Source organism: Streptomyces sp. NPDC002513, assembly GCF_053595355.1.
The window spans coordinates 23,610-39,075 of sequence record NZ_JBSFXK010000022.1; the positions used below are offsets into that span (position 1 = coordinate 23,610).

A 15,466-nucleotide genomic window follows, 5' to 3' on the forward strand; every position below is an offset into this window, starting at 1 on the left:
TCCGTCCCGGTTTGCGTGCTGAAACGAGACTGCGGTAATCGCCAGCACGTTCGGGGGCAGACCGGGACGAGTGAATGCGACCATAAGCTCGTAGCTCCATTACTCCCTCCTCGTTACATGGGGTGCGGTCCGAGGCTTGGATCGCTTTTGCCAACAAGGAGGAAGAATGATCAAGAAGGTCGTCGCTGCTGCGGCCGCCACCGGTGGTCTGGTTCTCGCGAGCGCGGGTCTGGCTGCCGCCGACGCGGGTGCCCAGGGTGCCGCCGTGCACTCCCCGGGCATTGTGTCCGGCAATGTCATCCAGGTTCCGGTGCACGTCCCGGTGAACGTCTGCGGCAACACGATCTCGGTGATCGGGCTGCTGAACCCCGCCTTCGGCAACACCTGCGTCGGCAAGTGACGTTGTGCCTCACCCCGTGAGGGGCCTCACCCCGTGAGGGGCTGAGCCCGTCGGCCCCGGAGTGCGTGCCGTGCACTCCGGGGCCGACCGGTTCCTCCGCGTCCCCGCTCGTTGGGGCGGGCGTGCTTCAGAAGGTTCACGACAAGGTCGAAGGCAGGGAAATCAGCAATGCGACAGGTCACCCGCAAGGGCCTGATGACCGTGGCGGCGGCGACCGGCGTCCTCGCCGTCACCGGCGGCTACGCGCACGCCGACTCGGGTGCGCAGGGATCGGCCGCGGGCTCGCCCGGCGTGCTGTCCGGCAACACCGTGCAGGTGCCCGTGCACATCCCGGTGAACGTCTGCGGAAACACCGTGAACGTGATCGGGCTGCTCAACCCGGCGGCGGGCAACGCCTGCGCCCACACCGGCGGCGCGCACTCCGGCGGCGGCTCCCACGCGGGCGGTCACACCGGTGGCTCTCCCGGCGTCGGCTCCGGCAACACCGTCCAGGTGCCGGTGGACGTGCCCGTCAACGTCTGCGGCAACAGCGTGAACGTCGTCGGCATCGCCAACGGCGCGCTGGGCAACCACTGCGCCGACACCGGCGGCGGCCACCAGCCTCCTGGCGGTGGCACGACGCCTCCTGGCGGTGGTACGACGCCTCCCGGTGGCGGCACGACGCCTCCCGGTGGTGGCGGCACGCCGGGCCACCCCGGTCACCCGGGCCATCCCAGTCACCCCGCTCACCCGGGCACGCCCCAGCAGCCGGGCGGCGGTGGCTCCCAGCAGGTCCGCCACCCCGGTGGTTCGGTGTCCGTCACTCGGCCCGCGGGGAACGCACAGCTCGCCCACACCGGCAGTGACCTGCCCCTCGGCGCCCTGGCACCGGCGAGCGCGGGTGCCCTGCTCGGCGGCGCACTGCTCTACCGCAGGGCGCGCGCGAGGGCGTAAGACACCGGACACAGACGTGGGCGCAGGCCGGATGCGGGCGAGGTGCCGGCCTGACACAGGGGGGAGAGCGCGGACCGTCGTCACGCGTGCGCAAGGAGCGACCGGCTTTGCCTGCGGGCCCTATGATCAGCGAAGCGGTACACAGCGCGCTGAACCGCCGCATTCTCCCCCTCGCGGGCGTCTCTCAACGGATCAGGCCCTGCCGCCGCGGGGCCTGATCCGTTGTCCAGCCGTCGTCACCTCACCACGTGGCGCGCACCTGACGGATGATCCGGCGGCGCAACCGCACCTTGCGGCTGCCGTCCCGCAGCAGGCTCAGGCGATCCAGCTCCCAGTGTCCGTACTCGGCATGGTCCGTCAGCAGGCGTGTGGCGTCCTTGCGGGACACCCCGCGCGGTACGTACACCTCGACAAATTCGTATTCCGGCATCGCATCTATTGTGCGGGCTGGGGCCCGGTACGGATAGCGTCTGCACTATGTCTGATGCTGCGCAGCCCACCGCTGCCGAGGTACGCGCCGCCGCCGAGGCGGTCAAGACCGCGCTCGACCGCCACCTGGCCGCGGTCGAGCGCAGGACGGGTGAGGACGACCCGGCCGTCTACGAGGCGTTCAACGAGCTGGCCGCGGCGGCCGAGGAGTACGACGAACTCCTCTACGACCGCTACGACGAGGTCACACCTTTCGAGATCCCTGCTGCGGAAGACGCACTTCCGCCGTACTCGGGCCCTGAGGAACCGAACGCGCTGAGCGTGCTGATCCGCCGGGATTACGCGGTGGTGGAGCCGCAGCGGCTGTTGACGCAGGCGCGGCGCGTGGAGGACGCGGACGAGGACGGCCCGCTGGAGTCGTCGGCCGGCACCGTCCACGGCGCGCTCGGCGTGCTCTTCGGGGAGTTCGAACCGGACGAGATCGCCTCCCGGCACAAGGAGTTCGGCCTGGAGGAGGGCGACTCCACCCTGTGGGTGACGGCCGCCGACGAGCCGCCGGAGCCCGGCGAATGGCTGGAGGCGCCGTTCGAGCAGCTCGACCCGCAGCGGGTCGTCTGCCGGTTCGACGTCAGCGCGGTCTTCGACGACGAGTCGGACGAGGACGAGGTGGAGGAGGATCTCGGACTCGATCCGGAACTGCACGGCGAACTGGACGACGACGAGGACCTGGAGCCACTGGACGCCGAACGCTAGGCCGACGCGCGCGCCTGGCCTGGCTGGACGAGTCCGGGCGCGCTGGGTCGTGGACGGGTCCGGCCGGACTGGACCGGTCGCGGCGTGCGTCCGGCCGGGGCGGGGCCGGGAGCACGCCTGGCCGCGCGGAGTCGGGCGTGCTCGGCCGGGCTGGACCGGTCCCGGTGTGCGCCCGGTTGCGGACGGGTCCGGGCGCGCGTGCCGGGCCGGGTTCGGCGGATCCCGGTGCGCGTCCGGTCGTGGACGGGTCCAGCCGCGCGCTTCGGATACGGGAGGAAGCGGCGGTGCCGTGCCGCCCGAGGTCCTACGGCGCCGCCACCCGGCCCTCAGCCTTCGGTCGTCGGTACCTGAGGCCGGAGCAGTGCCGGCAGGCGGGTGGTCCGCGGCTTGGCCGGGATCTCGGCCACGGCCCGCGGCAGTGCCTGTTCCACTCCGTGCACCACGGACAGATGGCGGACCGCCCGGCCGAAGGCCGTGTAGACCCAGGGCCGGCTCAGGGACCCCGCGGCGTCTTCGGGCAGCACCACGACCACCGCGGGCCAGCGCTGTCCCACCGCCTGGTGCGCGGTCAGCGCCCAACCGTGCCGCACGGACTGCTCCACCCGCTCCCGGGGCACGACCACGGCGGCGCCCGCGCACTCCAGGTGCAGCCCCTCCGCATCCGCCGTCACCACACGGCCCGGAAGGGCACGGCCCGGGACGGGGGAGTAGACGATCCTGTCCCCGGGATCGAAGCCGCCGAAGCGGCCGGGGCCGGGGTTCAGCCGCTCCTTGAGCGCCGCGTTCAGCGCACGCGTACCCGCCGCGCCACCGTGCCCCGGCGTGATCACCTGCGTCTCGTCGGACGGGACGCCGATCGCACGCGGCACCGAGTCCGCGACCAGTTGCACGGTCCGGTGCACGGCCTCCCCGGCGTCCCGGACCGGCACGATCACCACCTCCTTGCCGGGCGCGTCGACCTGCGGAAGCTCGCCGACGCCGATCGAGGACACCAACGCGCCGAGTGGTCCGGGATCAGGGGTCCGCGAGGCGATCTGCGGGCAGACCCGGGCGGCGAGCAGATCGGCGAACACGCGTCCGGGACCGGCCGACCACAGCACCCCCGGGTCCCCGCTCAGCACCAGGCGCGCCCCGTCGGGCAGTGACTCGATGAGCAGCGCCGCCGTCTCGACGTCCAGCTGGGGGGCGTCCAGCACGATGAGCAGGTCGAGGTCCAGCGTGCCGTCCGCGTCGCGTCCGGGGCCCTCGGCACCGGACAGCAGGCCCGCCACCGTGGCGAGCGCCGCGTCCTCCTGCGCCCCGGGAGCGTCCGCCGCCGGGCCGAGCCGTGCGAGCAGCGCGGCGAACAGCTCCCGCCCGGCCGAGCCGTGCGTGGCGGCCCAGGAACGCGCACCGAGCCGACGCGTCTCGCGCAGCAGCGCGGCCGGCTCGGCCCGGGATGCCTCCCCGCCGGTGTGGAGCACCAGCCCGCGACCCGCGACCGCACGGATCAGCTCCGCCGCCGAGCCGTGCGCCGCGCGGGCCGCCCGCTCCCAGTCCTGAGCCGGACCGACCTCCTTCGGCGCCGAGTCGACCAGCCGGGCCAGGCCGTCGGCGAGGCTCTCCTCCGCGAGCGCGTACCGCTCCAGGCCGATCAGGACGCGGACCGGGCGGTCCTCGCCGTCCTCGCCGTCGCCCCGGCCCTGCCTCTCCAGGACGTCCTGGAAGACGAGGGCCTCACCCTCGGCGATCGTGCTCCGCACGGCTGCCTCCGGGTCCGGCACCGAGCGCTGCGTGAGCGCGGCCTGAAGGGCGGGGACCTCCAGTGCCGTGTGCCCGGCCAGGGCCGCCTGCTCCAGCAGCCAGACCGTCACCGCGCGCGCCCGGCGCTCGTCGTCCGGCCGGCACTCGGCGCCGAGCAGAGCCCGGGCGAACCCGTCCGCCTGCTCGGGCCGCACCCCGGGGACCCGCAGCAGCAGCCAGGGGTCCGCACGCAGCCGTGCCTCCACACCGTCGCCGAGGGCCGCGGCGGCCTGGGGCGCCAGGGCTTCGGGAGCGCCGCCCTCGGCGAGCACGGCGCCCACGGCCGCGACGGACTCCGCGGCGGGGCCCGCCGCGGCCACCGGGGGAGCAGCGGGCCGGGCACGCCGCACGGGTTCGAAGACGGGCCGGCGCGGGGCGGGCGCGGGCTCGCCGAAGGCGCTCGGCACCGGTTTCGCGCCGCTCTCCACGGCCCGCACGGCGGCGAGCAGATCGGCGGCCTTTCCGCTCAGCTTGCCGCCCGCCTCGACCGGCTCCTTCTTCTCCGACTTCCGCCGCTCGATCCGCTCCCGCTCCACCCGCTGAGCGGCCAACTCGGCCTGAGCCTCCGACACCTGAGCCGACGCGCCCTCGCCGTCACCCGAGTCGGTTGTCCCGCCGTCGCCGTCGCCGTCGCCGGTCGCGGAGGCCGGGTCGCTCCCGACATCCTGGCCGGTGGCCGATGCCTCGTCCCCCGAGCCGCCGTCGGTCGGGGACGCCTCGTCTTCCGAGCCGCTGTCGGTCGCGCCCTCTGTGTTTCCCGAGCCGCCGTCGGTCACGGACTCCGCGTCCCCCGGGCCGCCCGCGTCCGCGGCCTCCTCTTCGCGCGCCCCCCCTGCGGACACCGGGTCCGGCCCCTCGGCCGCCGCCGCGTCGCCCGGGGGCCGTCCCGTCCCGGTCGGACCCGTCCCGGTCCCGGCCTCGTCGGCCGGTTCCCCCGGGTGGGAGGCCGTCTCCGTGGTTTCCGGGTCCGTGCTCACAGCGTGCTCCAGTCGTGATCGGGATAGCGGTGCAACGGGGCCGACACATCGTCCAGCGCCCGGCAGATCTCGTCTGGAAGACTAAGCGCCTCCACTGACAACGACGCCGTGAGCTGCTGTGCGGTGCGCGCACCGACGATCGGCGCGACCACCCCCGGCCGGTCGCGGACCCAGGCCAGCGCCACCTGGAGCGGCGTCGTGGCGAGCCCGTCGGCGGCCGTCTGCACCGCGTCCACGATGCCGCGCGCCGTGTCGTCGAGGTAGGGCGCGACGAACGGGGCCAGCTGCTCCGACGCCCCGCGCGAGTCGGGCGGCGTCGCATTGCGGTACTTGCCGGTGAGCACCCCCCGGCCCAGGGGAGACGACGGCAGCAGCCCGACCCCCAGGTCCAGCGCGGCGGGCAGCACCTCGCGCTCCACGCCCCGCTGGAGCAGCGAGTACTCCATCTGGGTGCTCGCGAGCCGGGTCCGGACAGCCGGCTCCGCGAGCTGCCACGTCGCCGCTTTCGCCAGCTGCCAGCCGCAGAAGTTGGACACGCCCGCGTACCGCGCCCGGCCGCTGCTGACCGCCATGTCGAGTGCCTGAAGGGTCTCCTCCAGCGGGGTGCACGGGTCGAAGGCGTGGAGGTGCCACAGGTCGACATGGTCCGTGCCGAGGCGGGCGAGGGAGTCGTCCAGGGCGGCGAGCAGATGGCCGCGCGAGCCGTCGAAACGACGGTCCGGGTCGGGGACGCTCCCCGCCTTCGTCGAGATGACCAGGTCCCGGCGCGGCACAAGGCCTTCCATCAGCCGTCCGAGCAGATACTCGGCCTCCCCGTCCCCGTACACGTCCGCCGTGTCGACGAGGGTTCCGCCCGCCTCCCAGAACACCTTCAACTGCTCCGCGGCGTCGCGCTCGTCCGTGTCACGTCCCCACGTCAGGGTGCCGAGTCCGATGCGGGACACACGAAGGCCGGTACGTCCGAGATGCCTCTGCTCCATGAACGCGACACTACTGTCCGGAACCGGCCGCGTGGGTTGCCTGTGGACAACCGGTTTCCCCGGTGTCCACAGCGATTTTCCCTCTCCCGCCCCGGGCACGGCCGGCGCCGTCCGGCCGACTGCGAGCCCCTCCCCCCACCCTGGCCGTTCGGGCAGCCGCGCCACACCCGGGCAGCTCTCCCCTCCCGGCCCGCCCCGCGCTAAGGTCTGCGCACAAGGGACGTTACTGATGGGTAAGGGGAATCGGCCATGCAGCTCGGGATCAACCTCGGCTACTGGGGCGCCGGAATGGACGCGGACAACCTCGCCGTGGCCCAGGAGGCCGACCGGCTCGGCTATGCGGTGTGCTGGGCCGCCGAGGCGTACGGCTCCGACGCGGCCACCGTGCTCAGCTGGGTCGCCGCCCAGACCGAGCGCATCGACGTCGGCTCCGCGATCTTCCAGATCCCGGCCCGTCAGCCCGCGATGACCGCGATGACGGCCGCCACCCTCGACTCGCTCTCCGGCGGCCGCTTCCGCCTCGGCCTCGGCGTGTCCGGCCCGCAGGTCTCCGAGGGCTGGTACGGCGTCAAGTTCGACAAGCCGCTGTCCCGCACCCGGGAGTACGTGGAGATCGTACGCAAGGCGATGACGCGGGAGCGGCTGTCGTACGAGGGCGAGCACTGGACCCTCCCGCTGCCCGGCGGCCCCGGCAAGCCGATCAAGCTGACCGTGCACCCCCAGCGCGAGCACATCCCGCTCTACATCGCCGCGATCGGCCCCAAGAACCTGGAGCAGACCGGTGAGATCGCCGACGGGGCCCTGCTGATCTTCCCCTCGGCCGACCACCTCGAGGAGACCGCGATCCGGTATCTGCGCGCCGGGCGCGAGAAGGCCGGCAAGACCCTCGACGGCTTCGACGTGTGCCCCACGCTCCCGATCGCGCTCGGCGACGACAAGGACGTGGCCGCGCTCGCCGACACCTTCCGCCCCTACACCGCCCTGTACGTGGGCGGCATGGGCAGCCGTAAGCAGAACTTCTACAACCAGCTCGCCCGGCGCATGGGCTTCGAGGAGGCGGCCGCCGAGATCCAGGACAAGTACCTGTCCGGCGACAAGCAGGGCGCCGCGGCCGCCGTCCCGCACGAGCTGATCGACCGCACCACCCTGCTGGGTTCCGTGGACCGCATCGCCGACCGGATGAAGGCCTACGCCGCGGCCGGTGTCACCACCCTCACGCTGGCCCCCGCGGGCTTCACGCTGGAGGAGCGTCTCGCCTCGCTCCGGGCGGGCTCCGACGCCCTGGAGCGGGCCGGACTCGCGTAACCGGAGGTCTCCACGGCCGTGGTGGGGGCTCGGGGGTCTTCCCCGCCACGGCCGTCACCGGGAACAACGCTTCGGCGGGCCCCCGGTTACGCGGGGCCGGTGCCCGCGCGTCCATCGTTCGGCGGAGTTCTCCGGCACCCGTGTTGCCGCCGGACCGGCGTCCCACTTGACTCGTTCTTCGCGGACCCCTGCAGAGAGGCGTCAGTGATGCTTTCGGTCAAGAGCCTGTTTCAGGAGATCTTCGACAACGACGAGTCGTTCCGGCTCTTCTGCTCCATCGCCGCCAGCGGTGAGTCGCAGGGCGGCTGGGAGAACGGGCGCATCGCGGCCCTCGTGCCGGCCGGCGAGCGCCGGCTCGCGCCCAAGATCAGCAGGCATGGCGCCGACGAGGACAAACACGGGCGTATCTTCCGCGCGCTGATGAAGAAGCGCGGACTTAAACCCGTCCGCGTACCCCCCGAGACCGACTACACGATGCTCCTGGAGCGGCACGGCATCGGGCTCGCCCACGAGAGGCTGAGGGGCGACCGGCCGCTGACCGTGCAGGACATCGTCGTCTATCTCGCCCACAGCAGGGTCACCGAGCAGCGCGCCTCCGAGCAGATGGAGCTGCTGCGCAAGCACTTCGGCGACCACCCCGAGGTGGGCCGCGCGATCAGGATGATCTCGAACGACGAGGACAGCCACCTCGCCTACTGCCACGAGGAACTGCTGCGTCTCGCGCACGCCGGACACGGCCGCGCCATCCAGCGGACGCTGCGCGCGTGCGCCCTGACCGAGATCCGCGTCCACCGGGACGTCAGCCTCGCCGTGACGGCCCGCATGGGGCGGATCCTGCGCTGGCCGAGGGCCCGGTCGGCGCTGCTCGCGGCCGGCATCCACGGGGTGTACTGCTACGAGCGCGCCGGCGGCTGGCGCCGCATGGTGTCGCTGAGGATGCCGGAACGCCGCGACGCCCTGGGCGGACCCGCGACCACGGCACCCGAGTACGTGTGAGCCGTCCGCCGCCGCGCGGTGCGCCGCGAGCCGGGCCGGCCCTAGAGCCAGCCCCGCCGCTTGAACATCCGGTACAGCAGCACCTCCAGTGCCGCCATCGCCAGGATCACCGCCGGGTACGACGCCACCCAGTGCAGCTCCGGCATGTGCCGGAAGTTCATGCCGTAGATGCCCGCGATCATCGTCGGGACCGCGGCCATCGCCGCCCACGCGGAGATCTTCCGCATGTCGTCGTTCTGCCGGACACTCATCTGCGCCAGATGCGCGGACAGCACATCGGACACCAGCCGGTCCAGGGCCTCCACGGACTCGTTCACCCGGGCCAGATGGTCGCTCACGTCCCGGAAGAAGAGACGCGACTTCTCCTGCACGAACGGCACCGCCGCTCCGAACACCCCCTGCCCCGCCAGCCGGGCCACCGGGGGCGCCAGCGGGACCGTCGCCCGCCGGAACTCCAGGACCTGCCGTTTGAAGGTGTAGACCCGCGACGCGGTGTGCCGGGAGCCCCCGCCCGACGGTGAGAAGACCTCCGCCTCCAGCTCCTCCAGGTCGGTCCCCAGTTCGGTCGCCACCTCCAGGTAGTGGTCGACGATGGAGTCCGCGATGAAGTACAGCACCCCCGTCGGTCCGTGCCGCAGCATCTCCGGCTGCTCCTCCAGGTGCTTCCGGATGGATCCGAGCGGCATGTCCGCACCGTGGCGCACGGTGACCACGAAGGAGTCGCCGAGGAAGACCATCAGCTCCCCGGTGCTGACCGTGTCGCTGCGCGGCTCGTACGACACCGGTTTGAACACCATGAACAGCGAGTCCTCGTACACGTCCAGTTTGGGCCGCTGGTGCGCCTTCAGGGCGTCCTCCACGGCCAGCGGATGCAGCCGGAACTCCTCCGTCACCAGGTCGAACTCGTTCTCCGTCGGCTCATACAGACCGATCCACAAGAAGGCGTCCCCCGAGGCGCGTGCCTCCTGAAGCGCGTCGGAAAGGTCACCGGGCCCCTCGGTCCGGCGCCCGTCGCGGTAGATGGCGCAGTCGACGATCACGGAGCGCATTCTCCCGTCCGCCGGTCCCAGCCGCACACGGGGGGCCCGTTCGCCGGGGCGCCGCGCCCCCGCGCCGGGCGGCAGCCGTTCCCTCGGCTCCGGCGCGGGGGCGTCCCCGTACGCTGGACGGCATGCCCACGTTGATCCTCGTCCGGCACGGACGCTCCACCGCCAACACCGCGGGACTCCTCGCCGGCTGGACACCCGGCGTCGCCCTCGACGAGCGCGGCACCGCGCAGGCCGCGGCCCTGCCGGGCCGGCTCGCCGAGGTGCCGATCGCCGAGGTCGTCACGAGCCCCCTGCAACGCTGCCAGGAGACCCTCCAGCCGCTGCTCGACGCCCGCCCCGGGCTGAGCGCGCACACCGACGAGCGCATCGGCGAGTGCCACTACGGCGACTGGTCCGGCCGCAAGCTCGCCGAGCTGAAGGACGAGCCGCTGATGGAGGTGGTGCAGGTCCACCCGTCGGCGGCCGCCTTCCCCGGCGGCGAGTCGATGCGGGCCATGCAGACCAGGGCCGCGGAGGCGGTACGGGAGTGGAACGCGCGCGTGGAGCGCGACCACGGCACCGACGCCGTCTACCTCATGTGCTCGCACGGTGACGTCATCAAATCGCTCGTCGCGGACGCACTCGGGCTTCATCTCGATCTCTTCCAGCGGATCTCCGTGGAGCCGTGTTCCATCACCGCGATCCGTTACACGCGACTGCGGCCATTTCTCGTTCGCCTCGGGGACACCGGGGATTTCGCCTCCCTCGTACCGCGTGCGGAACCCTCCGGTCCGGACGCCACGGTCGGGGGCGGTGCGGGCGCACCGTGATCGTCGGCCGCAGTAGGGTGAAGCGGTCACACCAGCGCAGTAGTTGTCAGCAACCGGAACGGGCCGACGCGGTCAGCCGGTCCCGGTCCCGATCCAATGGAGACAGGACGTGTCCCGTCAGGTGTTCTTCTACGACCCCCCGGACCGTTTCGTGGCCGGCACGGTCGGGCTGCCCGGGCGCCGTACCTTCTTCCTGCAGGCCACTGCCGGACCCCGGGTGACCAGCGTGGCCCTGGAGAAGACCCAGGTCGCGGCACTCGCCGAACGCATGGACGAGCTGCTCGACGAGGTCGTGCGGCGCAGCGGCGGCAGTGCCGCCGTCCCCGCCATGGCCCCCGCAGAGATCTCCGACACGGCTCCGCTGGACACCCCGATCGAGGAGGAGTTCCGCGTCGGCACCATGGCCCTCGCCTGGGACGGCGAGGGCCAGCGCATGATCGTCGAGGCCCAGGCCCTCGTCGAACTGGACGCCGATTCCGAGGAGGACCTCGCCGAGGCCGAGGAGCGGCTGCTCCAGGATGAGGAGAACGGTCCGCCGATGCTCCGGGTCCGGCTCACCGGCGCGCAGGCCAGAGCCTTCGCCAAGCGTGCCCTCGACGTCGTCAACGCCGGGCGGCCGCCGTGCCCGCTGTGCAGTCTCCCGCTCGACCCGGAAGGACATGTATGTCCGCGCCAGAACGGATACCGCCGCGGAGCGTGACCACGGCCGACCTGCTCGCCACGGGCGAGCTGACCGTGCGCGGACGCATCCGCGACGCGTCCAACGCGGCGCTGTACTGCACGGTCTCCCACGACGGCCGCGAGGCCGCCTGCATCTACAAACCCGTCGCCGGGGAGCGCCCCCTGTGGGACTTCCCCGACGGCACGCTGGCCCAGCGCGAGGTCGCCGCCTACGAGGTGTCCGCGGCGACCGGATGGGGGCTCGTGCCGCCCACCGTGCTGCGTGAGGGCCCCTACGGCGAGGGCATGTGCCAGTTGTGGATCGAGCCCGTGCCCGACGGCGAGCTGCTCGCGCTGGTGGACGCGGAGGAGCCGGAGCCCGGCTGGAAGGCGATCGGGCCGGCGGACGTCGGCGAGGGGAGGACGGCGCTGCTGGTGCACGCCGACGACGACCGGCTGCGGCGCCTGGCCGTCCTCGACGCGGTCATCAACAACGCCGACCGCAAGGGCGGCCATCTGCTGCCCGCGGCAGGCGGGCGCCTGTACGGCATCGACCACGGCGTGACCTTCAACACCGAGAACAAGCTGCGCACCCTGCTGTGGGGGTGGGCGGGGGAGCCGCTGACCGGGGAGGCGGTCGAGGCGCTCAAAGGGCTGAAGGAAGCCCTGGAGGAGGGCGCCGCCCTGGCCGTGACACTGGCCGCGCTGATCACCCCGGCGGAGGTCGAGGCCACCCGCGCCCGAGTGGAGTCGCTGCTGGTGTCGGGCAGGCATCCGGAGCCCACGGGGGAGTGGCCGGCGATTCCCTGGCCGCCGGTGTGAGGCGGCGGCCGCGGGGCCGCTGGTAGGCCGGTGGGAGGGTGAGTGGCGGCCGGGCGGGCCGACGTGCCCTGCACATCGCCGGGATGAGCGCAAGAGTGCCTTCCCGGTCATCCGGCCCGGTCCGGTTCGTGGACAGAACTCCCGGCCGGTTACGCTCATGACATGCATGCCTGGCCCGCTTCCGAGGTCCCCGCCCTGCCTGGTCAGGGCCGCGACCTGAGGATCCACGACACCGCGACCGGCGGCCCGATCACCCTCGACCCCGGTCCTGTCGCCCGTATCTACGTCTGCGGCATCACCCCGTACGACGCGACCCACATGGGTCACGCGGCGACCTACAACGCGTTCGACCTCGTCCAGCGTGTATGGCTGGACACCAAGCGGCAGGTGCACTACGTCCAGAACGTCACCGACGTCGACGACCCCCTCCTGGAGCGCGCCCAGCGCGACGGCGTCGACTGGGTGGCCCTCGCCGAGCGGGAGACCGCCCTGTTCCGGGAGGACATGACCGCGCTGCGGATGCTTCCCCCGCGGCACTACATAGGCGCGGTCGAGGCGATACCCGGGATCGTGCCGCTCGTCGAGCGGCTGCGCGAGCTGGGCGCCGCCTACGACCTCGAAGGGGACGTCTACTTCTCCGTCGAGTCCGACCCCGACTTCGGCAAGGTGTCCCGCCTGGACGCCGCCGCCATGCGCCTGCTGAGCGCGGAGCGCGGCGGCGACCCGGACCGTCCGGGGAAGAAGAACCCGCTCGACCCGATGCTCTGGATGGCAGCCCGCGACGGCGAGCCCAGCTGGGACGGCGGCTCGCTGGGCCCTGGCCGGCCCGGCTGGCACATCGAGTGCGTGGCCATCGCCCTGGATCACCTCGGCATGGGCTTCGACGTACAGGGCGGCGGCTCCGACCTCGCCTTCCCGCACCACGAGATGGGCGCCTCGCACGCCCAGGTGCTGACCGGCGAGTTCCCGATGGCCAAGGCGTACGTCCACGCCGGCATGGTGGCGCTGGACGGCGAGAAGATGTCCAAGTCCAGGGGCAACCTGGTCTTCGTCTCCCGGCTCCGGCGGGACGGCGTGGATCCGGCCGCCATCCGGCTCGCGCTGCACGCCCACCACTACCGGTCCGACTGGGAGTGGACCGACCAGGTGCTCCAGGACGCCGTGGCACGGCTCGGCCGCTGGCGCGCCGCCGTCTCCCGGCCCGACGGCCCGCCCGCCGACGCGCTCGTCGAGGAGATCCGCGAGGCCCTCGCGAACGACCTGGACGCCCCGGCCGCGCTCGCCGCGGTCGACCGCTGGGCGGCCCTCCAGCAGGAGACCGGCGGCACGGACACGGGCGCACCCGGTGTGGTCTCGCGCGCCGTGGACGCGCTGCTCGGCGTGGCCCTCTGACCACACGGCCGCCGGAAACGTGGAGCGGCGCCGGGCGGGTCATCACGACCCGTCCGGCGCCGCTCGGCGTCCGTCCACGGAAGACCATCGGTCCCGAACCGGCCCTACGCCCGCTCCGCCCCGTCACGGCCGCCCGGGCCGGAACGCCCGACGTGATCGTCGGACCGGCCGACGGCCCGTCACCATGGGACCGGCGCGCCGCCGCTCGGACCGGCAGACGGCCCGTCAGTCCTCCGAGGAGTCCTCAGTCCTCCGACGAGTCCTCAGTCCTCCGAGGAATTCTCAGTCCTCCGAGGAGTCCTCGTCCTCGCCGCCCGTCCGCGGTGGCTTCGGCGGACGCGGGCGGCCACCGGGGGTGTCCCGCCGGTAGGAGCCGCCGTCGCCGCCGTCCGAAGTGGCGTGCCCGCCCGGCGGGCTGACATCCCGTCGGCGCAGATACCGCTCGAACTCCCGAGCGATCGCCTCACCCGACGCCTCCGGCAACTCGGCGGTGTCCCGGGCCTCCTCCAGCGTCTGGACGTACTCGGCGACCTCGCTGTCCTCCGCCGCCAACTGGTCCACGCCGAGCTGCCAGGCGCGCGCGTCCTCCGGCAGCTCGCCCAGCGGGATACGCAGGTCGAGCAGGTCCTCCAGACGGTTGAGCAGGGCCAGCGTGGCCTTCGGGTTCGGCGGCTGCGAGACGTAGTGCGGGACCGCCGCCCACAGCGAGACGGCCGGGACGCCCGCGTGCGTGCAGGCCTCCTGCAGGACGCCCACGATGCCCGTGGGGCCCTCGTACTTGGTCTCCTCCAGGTCCATCCGGCGGGCCAGGTCCGAGTCGGACGTCGTCCCGCTGATGGGCACCGGACGGGTGTGCGGGGTGTCGCCGAGCAGCGCGCCCAGGATGACGACCAGCTCCACACCCAGCTCGTGGGCGAAGCCCAGCAGCTCGTTGCAGAACGAGCGCCAGCGCATCGACGGTTCGATGCCGCGGACCAGAACCAGGTCGCGCGGTTTCTCGCCGCCGACGCGGACCACCGAGAGACGGGTCGTGGGCCAGGTGATCTTGCGGATCCCGGCCTCCATGAACACGGTGGGGCGGTTCACCTGGAAGTCGTAGTAGTCCTCGGCGTCCAGCGCCGCGAACACCTCGCCCTTCCATTCCCTGTCCAGATGCGCGACCGCGGTGGAAGCGGCGTCGCCGGCATCGTTCCAGCCTTCGAACGCGGCCACCATGACCGGGTCGATCAGCTCGGGAACCCCCTCGAGCTCGATCACCCAGTGCCTCCTTCCGACGTGCCCTCGCGTACGTCCCAACCTTACGGCGTGCGGCCGGGAACGCCCGCAGCCCCCTTGCACAGGGGAGTGAACGGATCACTGCCCCGTACGGAGCCCTCGAACACCCATGATCGTCAACCCGGTCCGAGCCCCCGGGGGTGCTCCACCCCTCCGAGCGGTCAGAGCGTCGAGCGCAGAGCGACGCGCATCGGCGGTTTCACTCCTCCTGATCACGAACGAGACGAGCACAGGAGCCTACGGGGCACGAGACCGAAGACAGCATGGAGCGGATCCATCGCGCCGATCGCGCCCCCGGACGAACTGCCGCCCACCGCACGACCGTTGGCCTACGAGCACTACACCAGTTCCCAGCGACACGGCCCGTCGTCCGCGGCTCGGTCACGTTTGCCGCTGGTTCTGCCCCGGCCGGCCTCAGCCCACCGCCTTCTTGACCAGCGCGCTGATGCGCTGTTCGTCGGCTGCGGTCAGCTCCTTCAGGGCGTAGGCGGTCGGCCACATGGCGCCGTCGTCGAGTGCCGCCTGGTCACTGAAGCCGAGGGTGGCATACCTCGACTTGAACTTCTGCGCGCTCTGGAAGTGGCAGAGGACCTTGCCGTCTCTGGCGTAGGCGGGCATCCCGTACCAGAGCTTGGGCGTGAGGTCCGGAGCTGCGGTCTTGATGATGTCGTGGATCCGCTCGGCGAGGACCCGGTCCGCTTCCGGCATCTCGGCGATCTTCGCGAGCACGTCTCGCTCCGCTGCCGCCTCCTTCTCCACGCGGGACGAACCGCGCCGCGCCGCCGCCTTCTTCTGCTCCTGCGCGTGCTCCTTCATCGCGGCCCTCTCCTCGGCGGTGAATCCGTTGTACTGCTCGGCGGCCGGGTCGGAGTTCTGGGCGGACGACTTCGTGTGCTGCATGGCA

The 15,466-nt window shown here is 72.6% G+C and carries 15 protein-coding genes; 9 read left to right on the forward strand and 6 right to left on the reverse strand.

Translation table 11 applies throughout. The annotated features are described in order from the left end of the window. The first annotated feature begins 166 nt into the window (after positions 1 to 166). Together chpH and ACWD5Q_RS16945 are read left to right on the forward strand one after the other, a co-directional pair. A complete protein-coding gene (gene chpH, locus ACWD5Q_RS16940; protein WP_451427774.1) occupies positions 167 to 400 on the forward strand; it encodes a chaplin ChpH in 234 nt (77 codons plus the stop codon). Positions 401 to 568: 168 nt separating this feature from the next. After that, positions 569 to 1,333, forward strand: a complete 765-nt coding sequence (locus ACWD5Q_RS16945) for a chaplin (protein WP_451427775.1) — start codon at positions 569 to 571, stop codon at positions 1,331 to 1,333. A 241-nt stretch (positions 1,334 to 1,574) separates the two neighbouring features. On the opposite strand, the gene ACWD5Q_RS16950 is transcribed toward ACWD5Q_RS16945, so the two are convergent. After that, the gene (locus tag ACWD5Q_RS16950; protein WP_451427776.1) at positions 1,575 to 1,763 is read right to left on the reverse strand and encodes a DUF5703 family protein; all 189 of its coding nucleotides are present in this window, start codon (positions 1,761 to 1,763) and stop codon (positions 1,575 to 1,577) included. Between the two features lie 47 nt (positions 1,764 to 1,810). Between ACWD5Q_RS16950 and ACWD5Q_RS16955 the strand changes: the two genes are divergently transcribed. Beyond that, a complete protein-coding gene (locus ACWD5Q_RS16955) occupies positions 1,811 to 2,515 on the forward strand; it encodes a hypothetical protein (protein WP_451427777.1) in 705 nt (234 codons plus the stop codon). Between the two features lie 326 nt (positions 2,516 to 2,841). Here ACWD5Q_RS16955 and ACWD5Q_RS16960 read toward each other — a convergent pair whose 3' ends face one another. Next, positions 2,842 to 5,274: a helix-hairpin-helix domain-containing protein gene (locus tag ACWD5Q_RS16960; protein ID WP_451427778.1), complete on the reverse strand. Its 2,433-nt coding sequence runs from the start codon at positions 5,272 to 5,274 to the stop codon at positions 2,842 to 2,844. Beyond that, positions 5,271 to 6,254: an aldo/keto reductase gene (locus ACWD5Q_RS16965; protein WP_451427779.1), complete on the reverse strand. Its 984-nt coding sequence runs from the start codon at positions 6,252 to 6,254 to the stop codon at positions 5,271 to 5,273. The genes ACWD5Q_RS16960 and ACWD5Q_RS16965 overlap by 4 nt, the downstream gene beginning before the upstream one ends. 249 nt (positions 6,255 to 6,503) lie before the next feature. Here ACWD5Q_RS16965 and ACWD5Q_RS16970 point away from each other — a divergent pair, with 249 nt between their 5' ends. Next, entirely contained in the window at positions 6,504 to 7,559 is a 1,056-nt protein-coding gene (locus ACWD5Q_RS16970) for an LLM class F420-dependent oxidoreductase (RefSeq protein WP_451427780.1), read from the forward strand. A gap of 207 nt (positions 7,560 to 7,766) precedes the next feature. After that, positions 7,767 to 8,555, forward strand: a complete 789-nt coding sequence (locus ACWD5Q_RS16975) for a ferritin-like domain-containing protein (protein ID WP_451427781.1) — start codon at positions 7,767 to 7,769, stop codon at positions 8,553 to 8,555. A gap of 41 nt (positions 8,556 to 8,596) precedes the next feature. Here ACWD5Q_RS16975 and corA read toward each other — a convergent pair whose 3' ends face one another. Further along, positions 8,597 to 9,595, reverse strand: coding sequence for a magnesium/cobalt transporter CorA (corA, locus tag ACWD5Q_RS16980; RefSeq protein WP_451427782.1), 999 nt, complete (start codon positions 9,593 to 9,595; stop codon positions 8,597 to 8,599). A 131-nt stretch (positions 9,596 to 9,726) separates the two neighbouring features. Here corA and ACWD5Q_RS16985 point away from each other — a divergent pair, with 131 nt between their 5' ends. The 4 genes from ACWD5Q_RS16985 to mshC all read left to right on the forward strand — a co-directional run bounded on the left by ACWD5Q_RS16985 (position 9,727) and on the right by mshC (position 13,287). After that, positions 9,727 to 10,413, forward strand: coding sequence for a histidine phosphatase family protein (locus tag ACWD5Q_RS16985; protein ID WP_451427783.1), 687 nt, complete (start codon positions 9,727 to 9,729; stop codon positions 10,411 to 10,413). 109 nt (positions 10,414 to 10,522) lie between these two features. Beyond that, complete coding sequence (locus ACWD5Q_RS16990) at positions 10,523 to 11,113, forward strand: DUF3090 domain-containing protein (RefSeq protein WP_451427784.1); 591 nt, start codon at positions 10,523 to 10,525, stop codon at positions 11,111 to 11,113. Next, on the forward strand, positions 11,077 to 11,895 hold the full coding sequence (locus ACWD5Q_RS16995) for an SCO1664 family protein (protein WP_451427785.1): 819 nt from the start codon (positions 11,077 to 11,079) through the stop codon (positions 11,893 to 11,895). Before ACWD5Q_RS16990 ends, ACWD5Q_RS16995 begins: the two co-directional genes overlap by 37 nt. A 162-nt stretch (positions 11,896 to 12,057) precedes the next feature. Further along, positions 12,058 to 13,287: a cysteine--1-D-myo-inosityl 2-amino-2-deoxy-alpha-D-glucopyranoside ligase gene (gene mshC, locus ACWD5Q_RS17000; protein ID WP_451427786.1), complete on the forward strand. Its 1,230-nt coding sequence runs from the start codon at positions 12,058 to 12,060 to the stop codon at positions 13,285 to 13,287. Positions 13,288 to 13,569: 282 nt separating this feature from the next. On the opposite strand, the gene ACWD5Q_RS17005 is transcribed toward mshC, so the two are convergent. Both ACWD5Q_RS17005 and ACWD5Q_RS17010 read right to left on the reverse strand, forming a co-directional pair. Continuing rightward, a complete protein-coding gene (locus tag ACWD5Q_RS17005) occupies positions 13,570 to 14,544 on the reverse strand; it encodes a PAC2 family protein (protein WP_451427787.1) in 975 nt (324 codons plus the stop codon). Positions 14,545 to 14,976: 432 nt separating this feature from the next. Continuing rightward, positions 14,977 to 15,462, reverse strand: a complete 486-nt coding sequence (locus ACWD5Q_RS17010) for an iron chaperone (protein WP_451427788.1) — start codon at positions 15,460 to 15,462, stop codon at positions 14,977 to 14,979. Positions 15,463 to 15,466: the final 4 nt, after the last annotated feature.

Excerpts from the sequence above, each read along its gene's own strand:
- chpH (WP_451427774.1), top strand. The coding sequence starts at position 167 with ATGATCAAGAAGGTCGTCGCTGCTGCGGCCGCCACCGGTGGTCTGGTT.
- ACWD5Q_RS16945 (WP_451427775.1), top strand. The coding sequence starts at position 569 with ATGCGACAGGTCACCCGCAAGGGCCTGATGACCGTGGCGGCGGCGACC.
- ACWD5Q_RS16950 (WP_451427776.1), bottom strand. The coding sequence starts at position 1,763 with ATGCCGGAATACGAATTTGTCGAGGTGTACGTACCGCGCGGGGTGTCC.
- ACWD5Q_RS16955 (WP_451427777.1), top strand. The coding sequence starts at position 1,811 with ATGTCTGATGCTGCGCAGCCCACCGCTGCCGAGGTACGCGCCGCCGCC.
- ACWD5Q_RS16965 (WP_451427779.1), bottom strand. The coding sequence starts at position 6,254 with ATGGAGCAGAGGCATCTCGGACGTACCGGCCTTCGTGTGTCCCGCATC.
- ACWD5Q_RS16970 (WP_451427780.1), top strand. The coding sequence starts at position 6,504 with ATGCAGCTCGGGATCAACCTCGGCTACTGGGGCGCCGGAATGGACGCG.
- ACWD5Q_RS16975 (WP_451427781.1), top strand. The coding sequence starts at position 7,767 with ATGCTTTCGGTCAAGAGCCTGTTTCAGGAGATCTTCGACAACGACGAG.
- ACWD5Q_RS16985 (WP_451427783.1), top strand. The coding sequence starts at position 9,727 with ATGCCCACGTTGATCCTCGTCCGGCACGGACGCTCCACCGCCAACACC.
- ACWD5Q_RS16995 (WP_451427785.1), top strand. The coding sequence starts at position 11,077 with ATGTCCGCGCCAGAACGGATACCGCCGCGGAGCGTGACCACGGCCGAC.
- mshC (WP_451427786.1), top strand. The coding sequence starts at position 12,058 with ATGCATGCCTGGCCCGCTTCCGAGGTCCCCGCCCTGCCTGGTCAGGGC.
- ACWD5Q_RS17010 (WP_451427788.1), bottom strand. The coding sequence starts at position 15,462 with ATGCAGCACACGAAGTCGTCCGCCCAGAACTCCGACCCGGCCGCCGAG.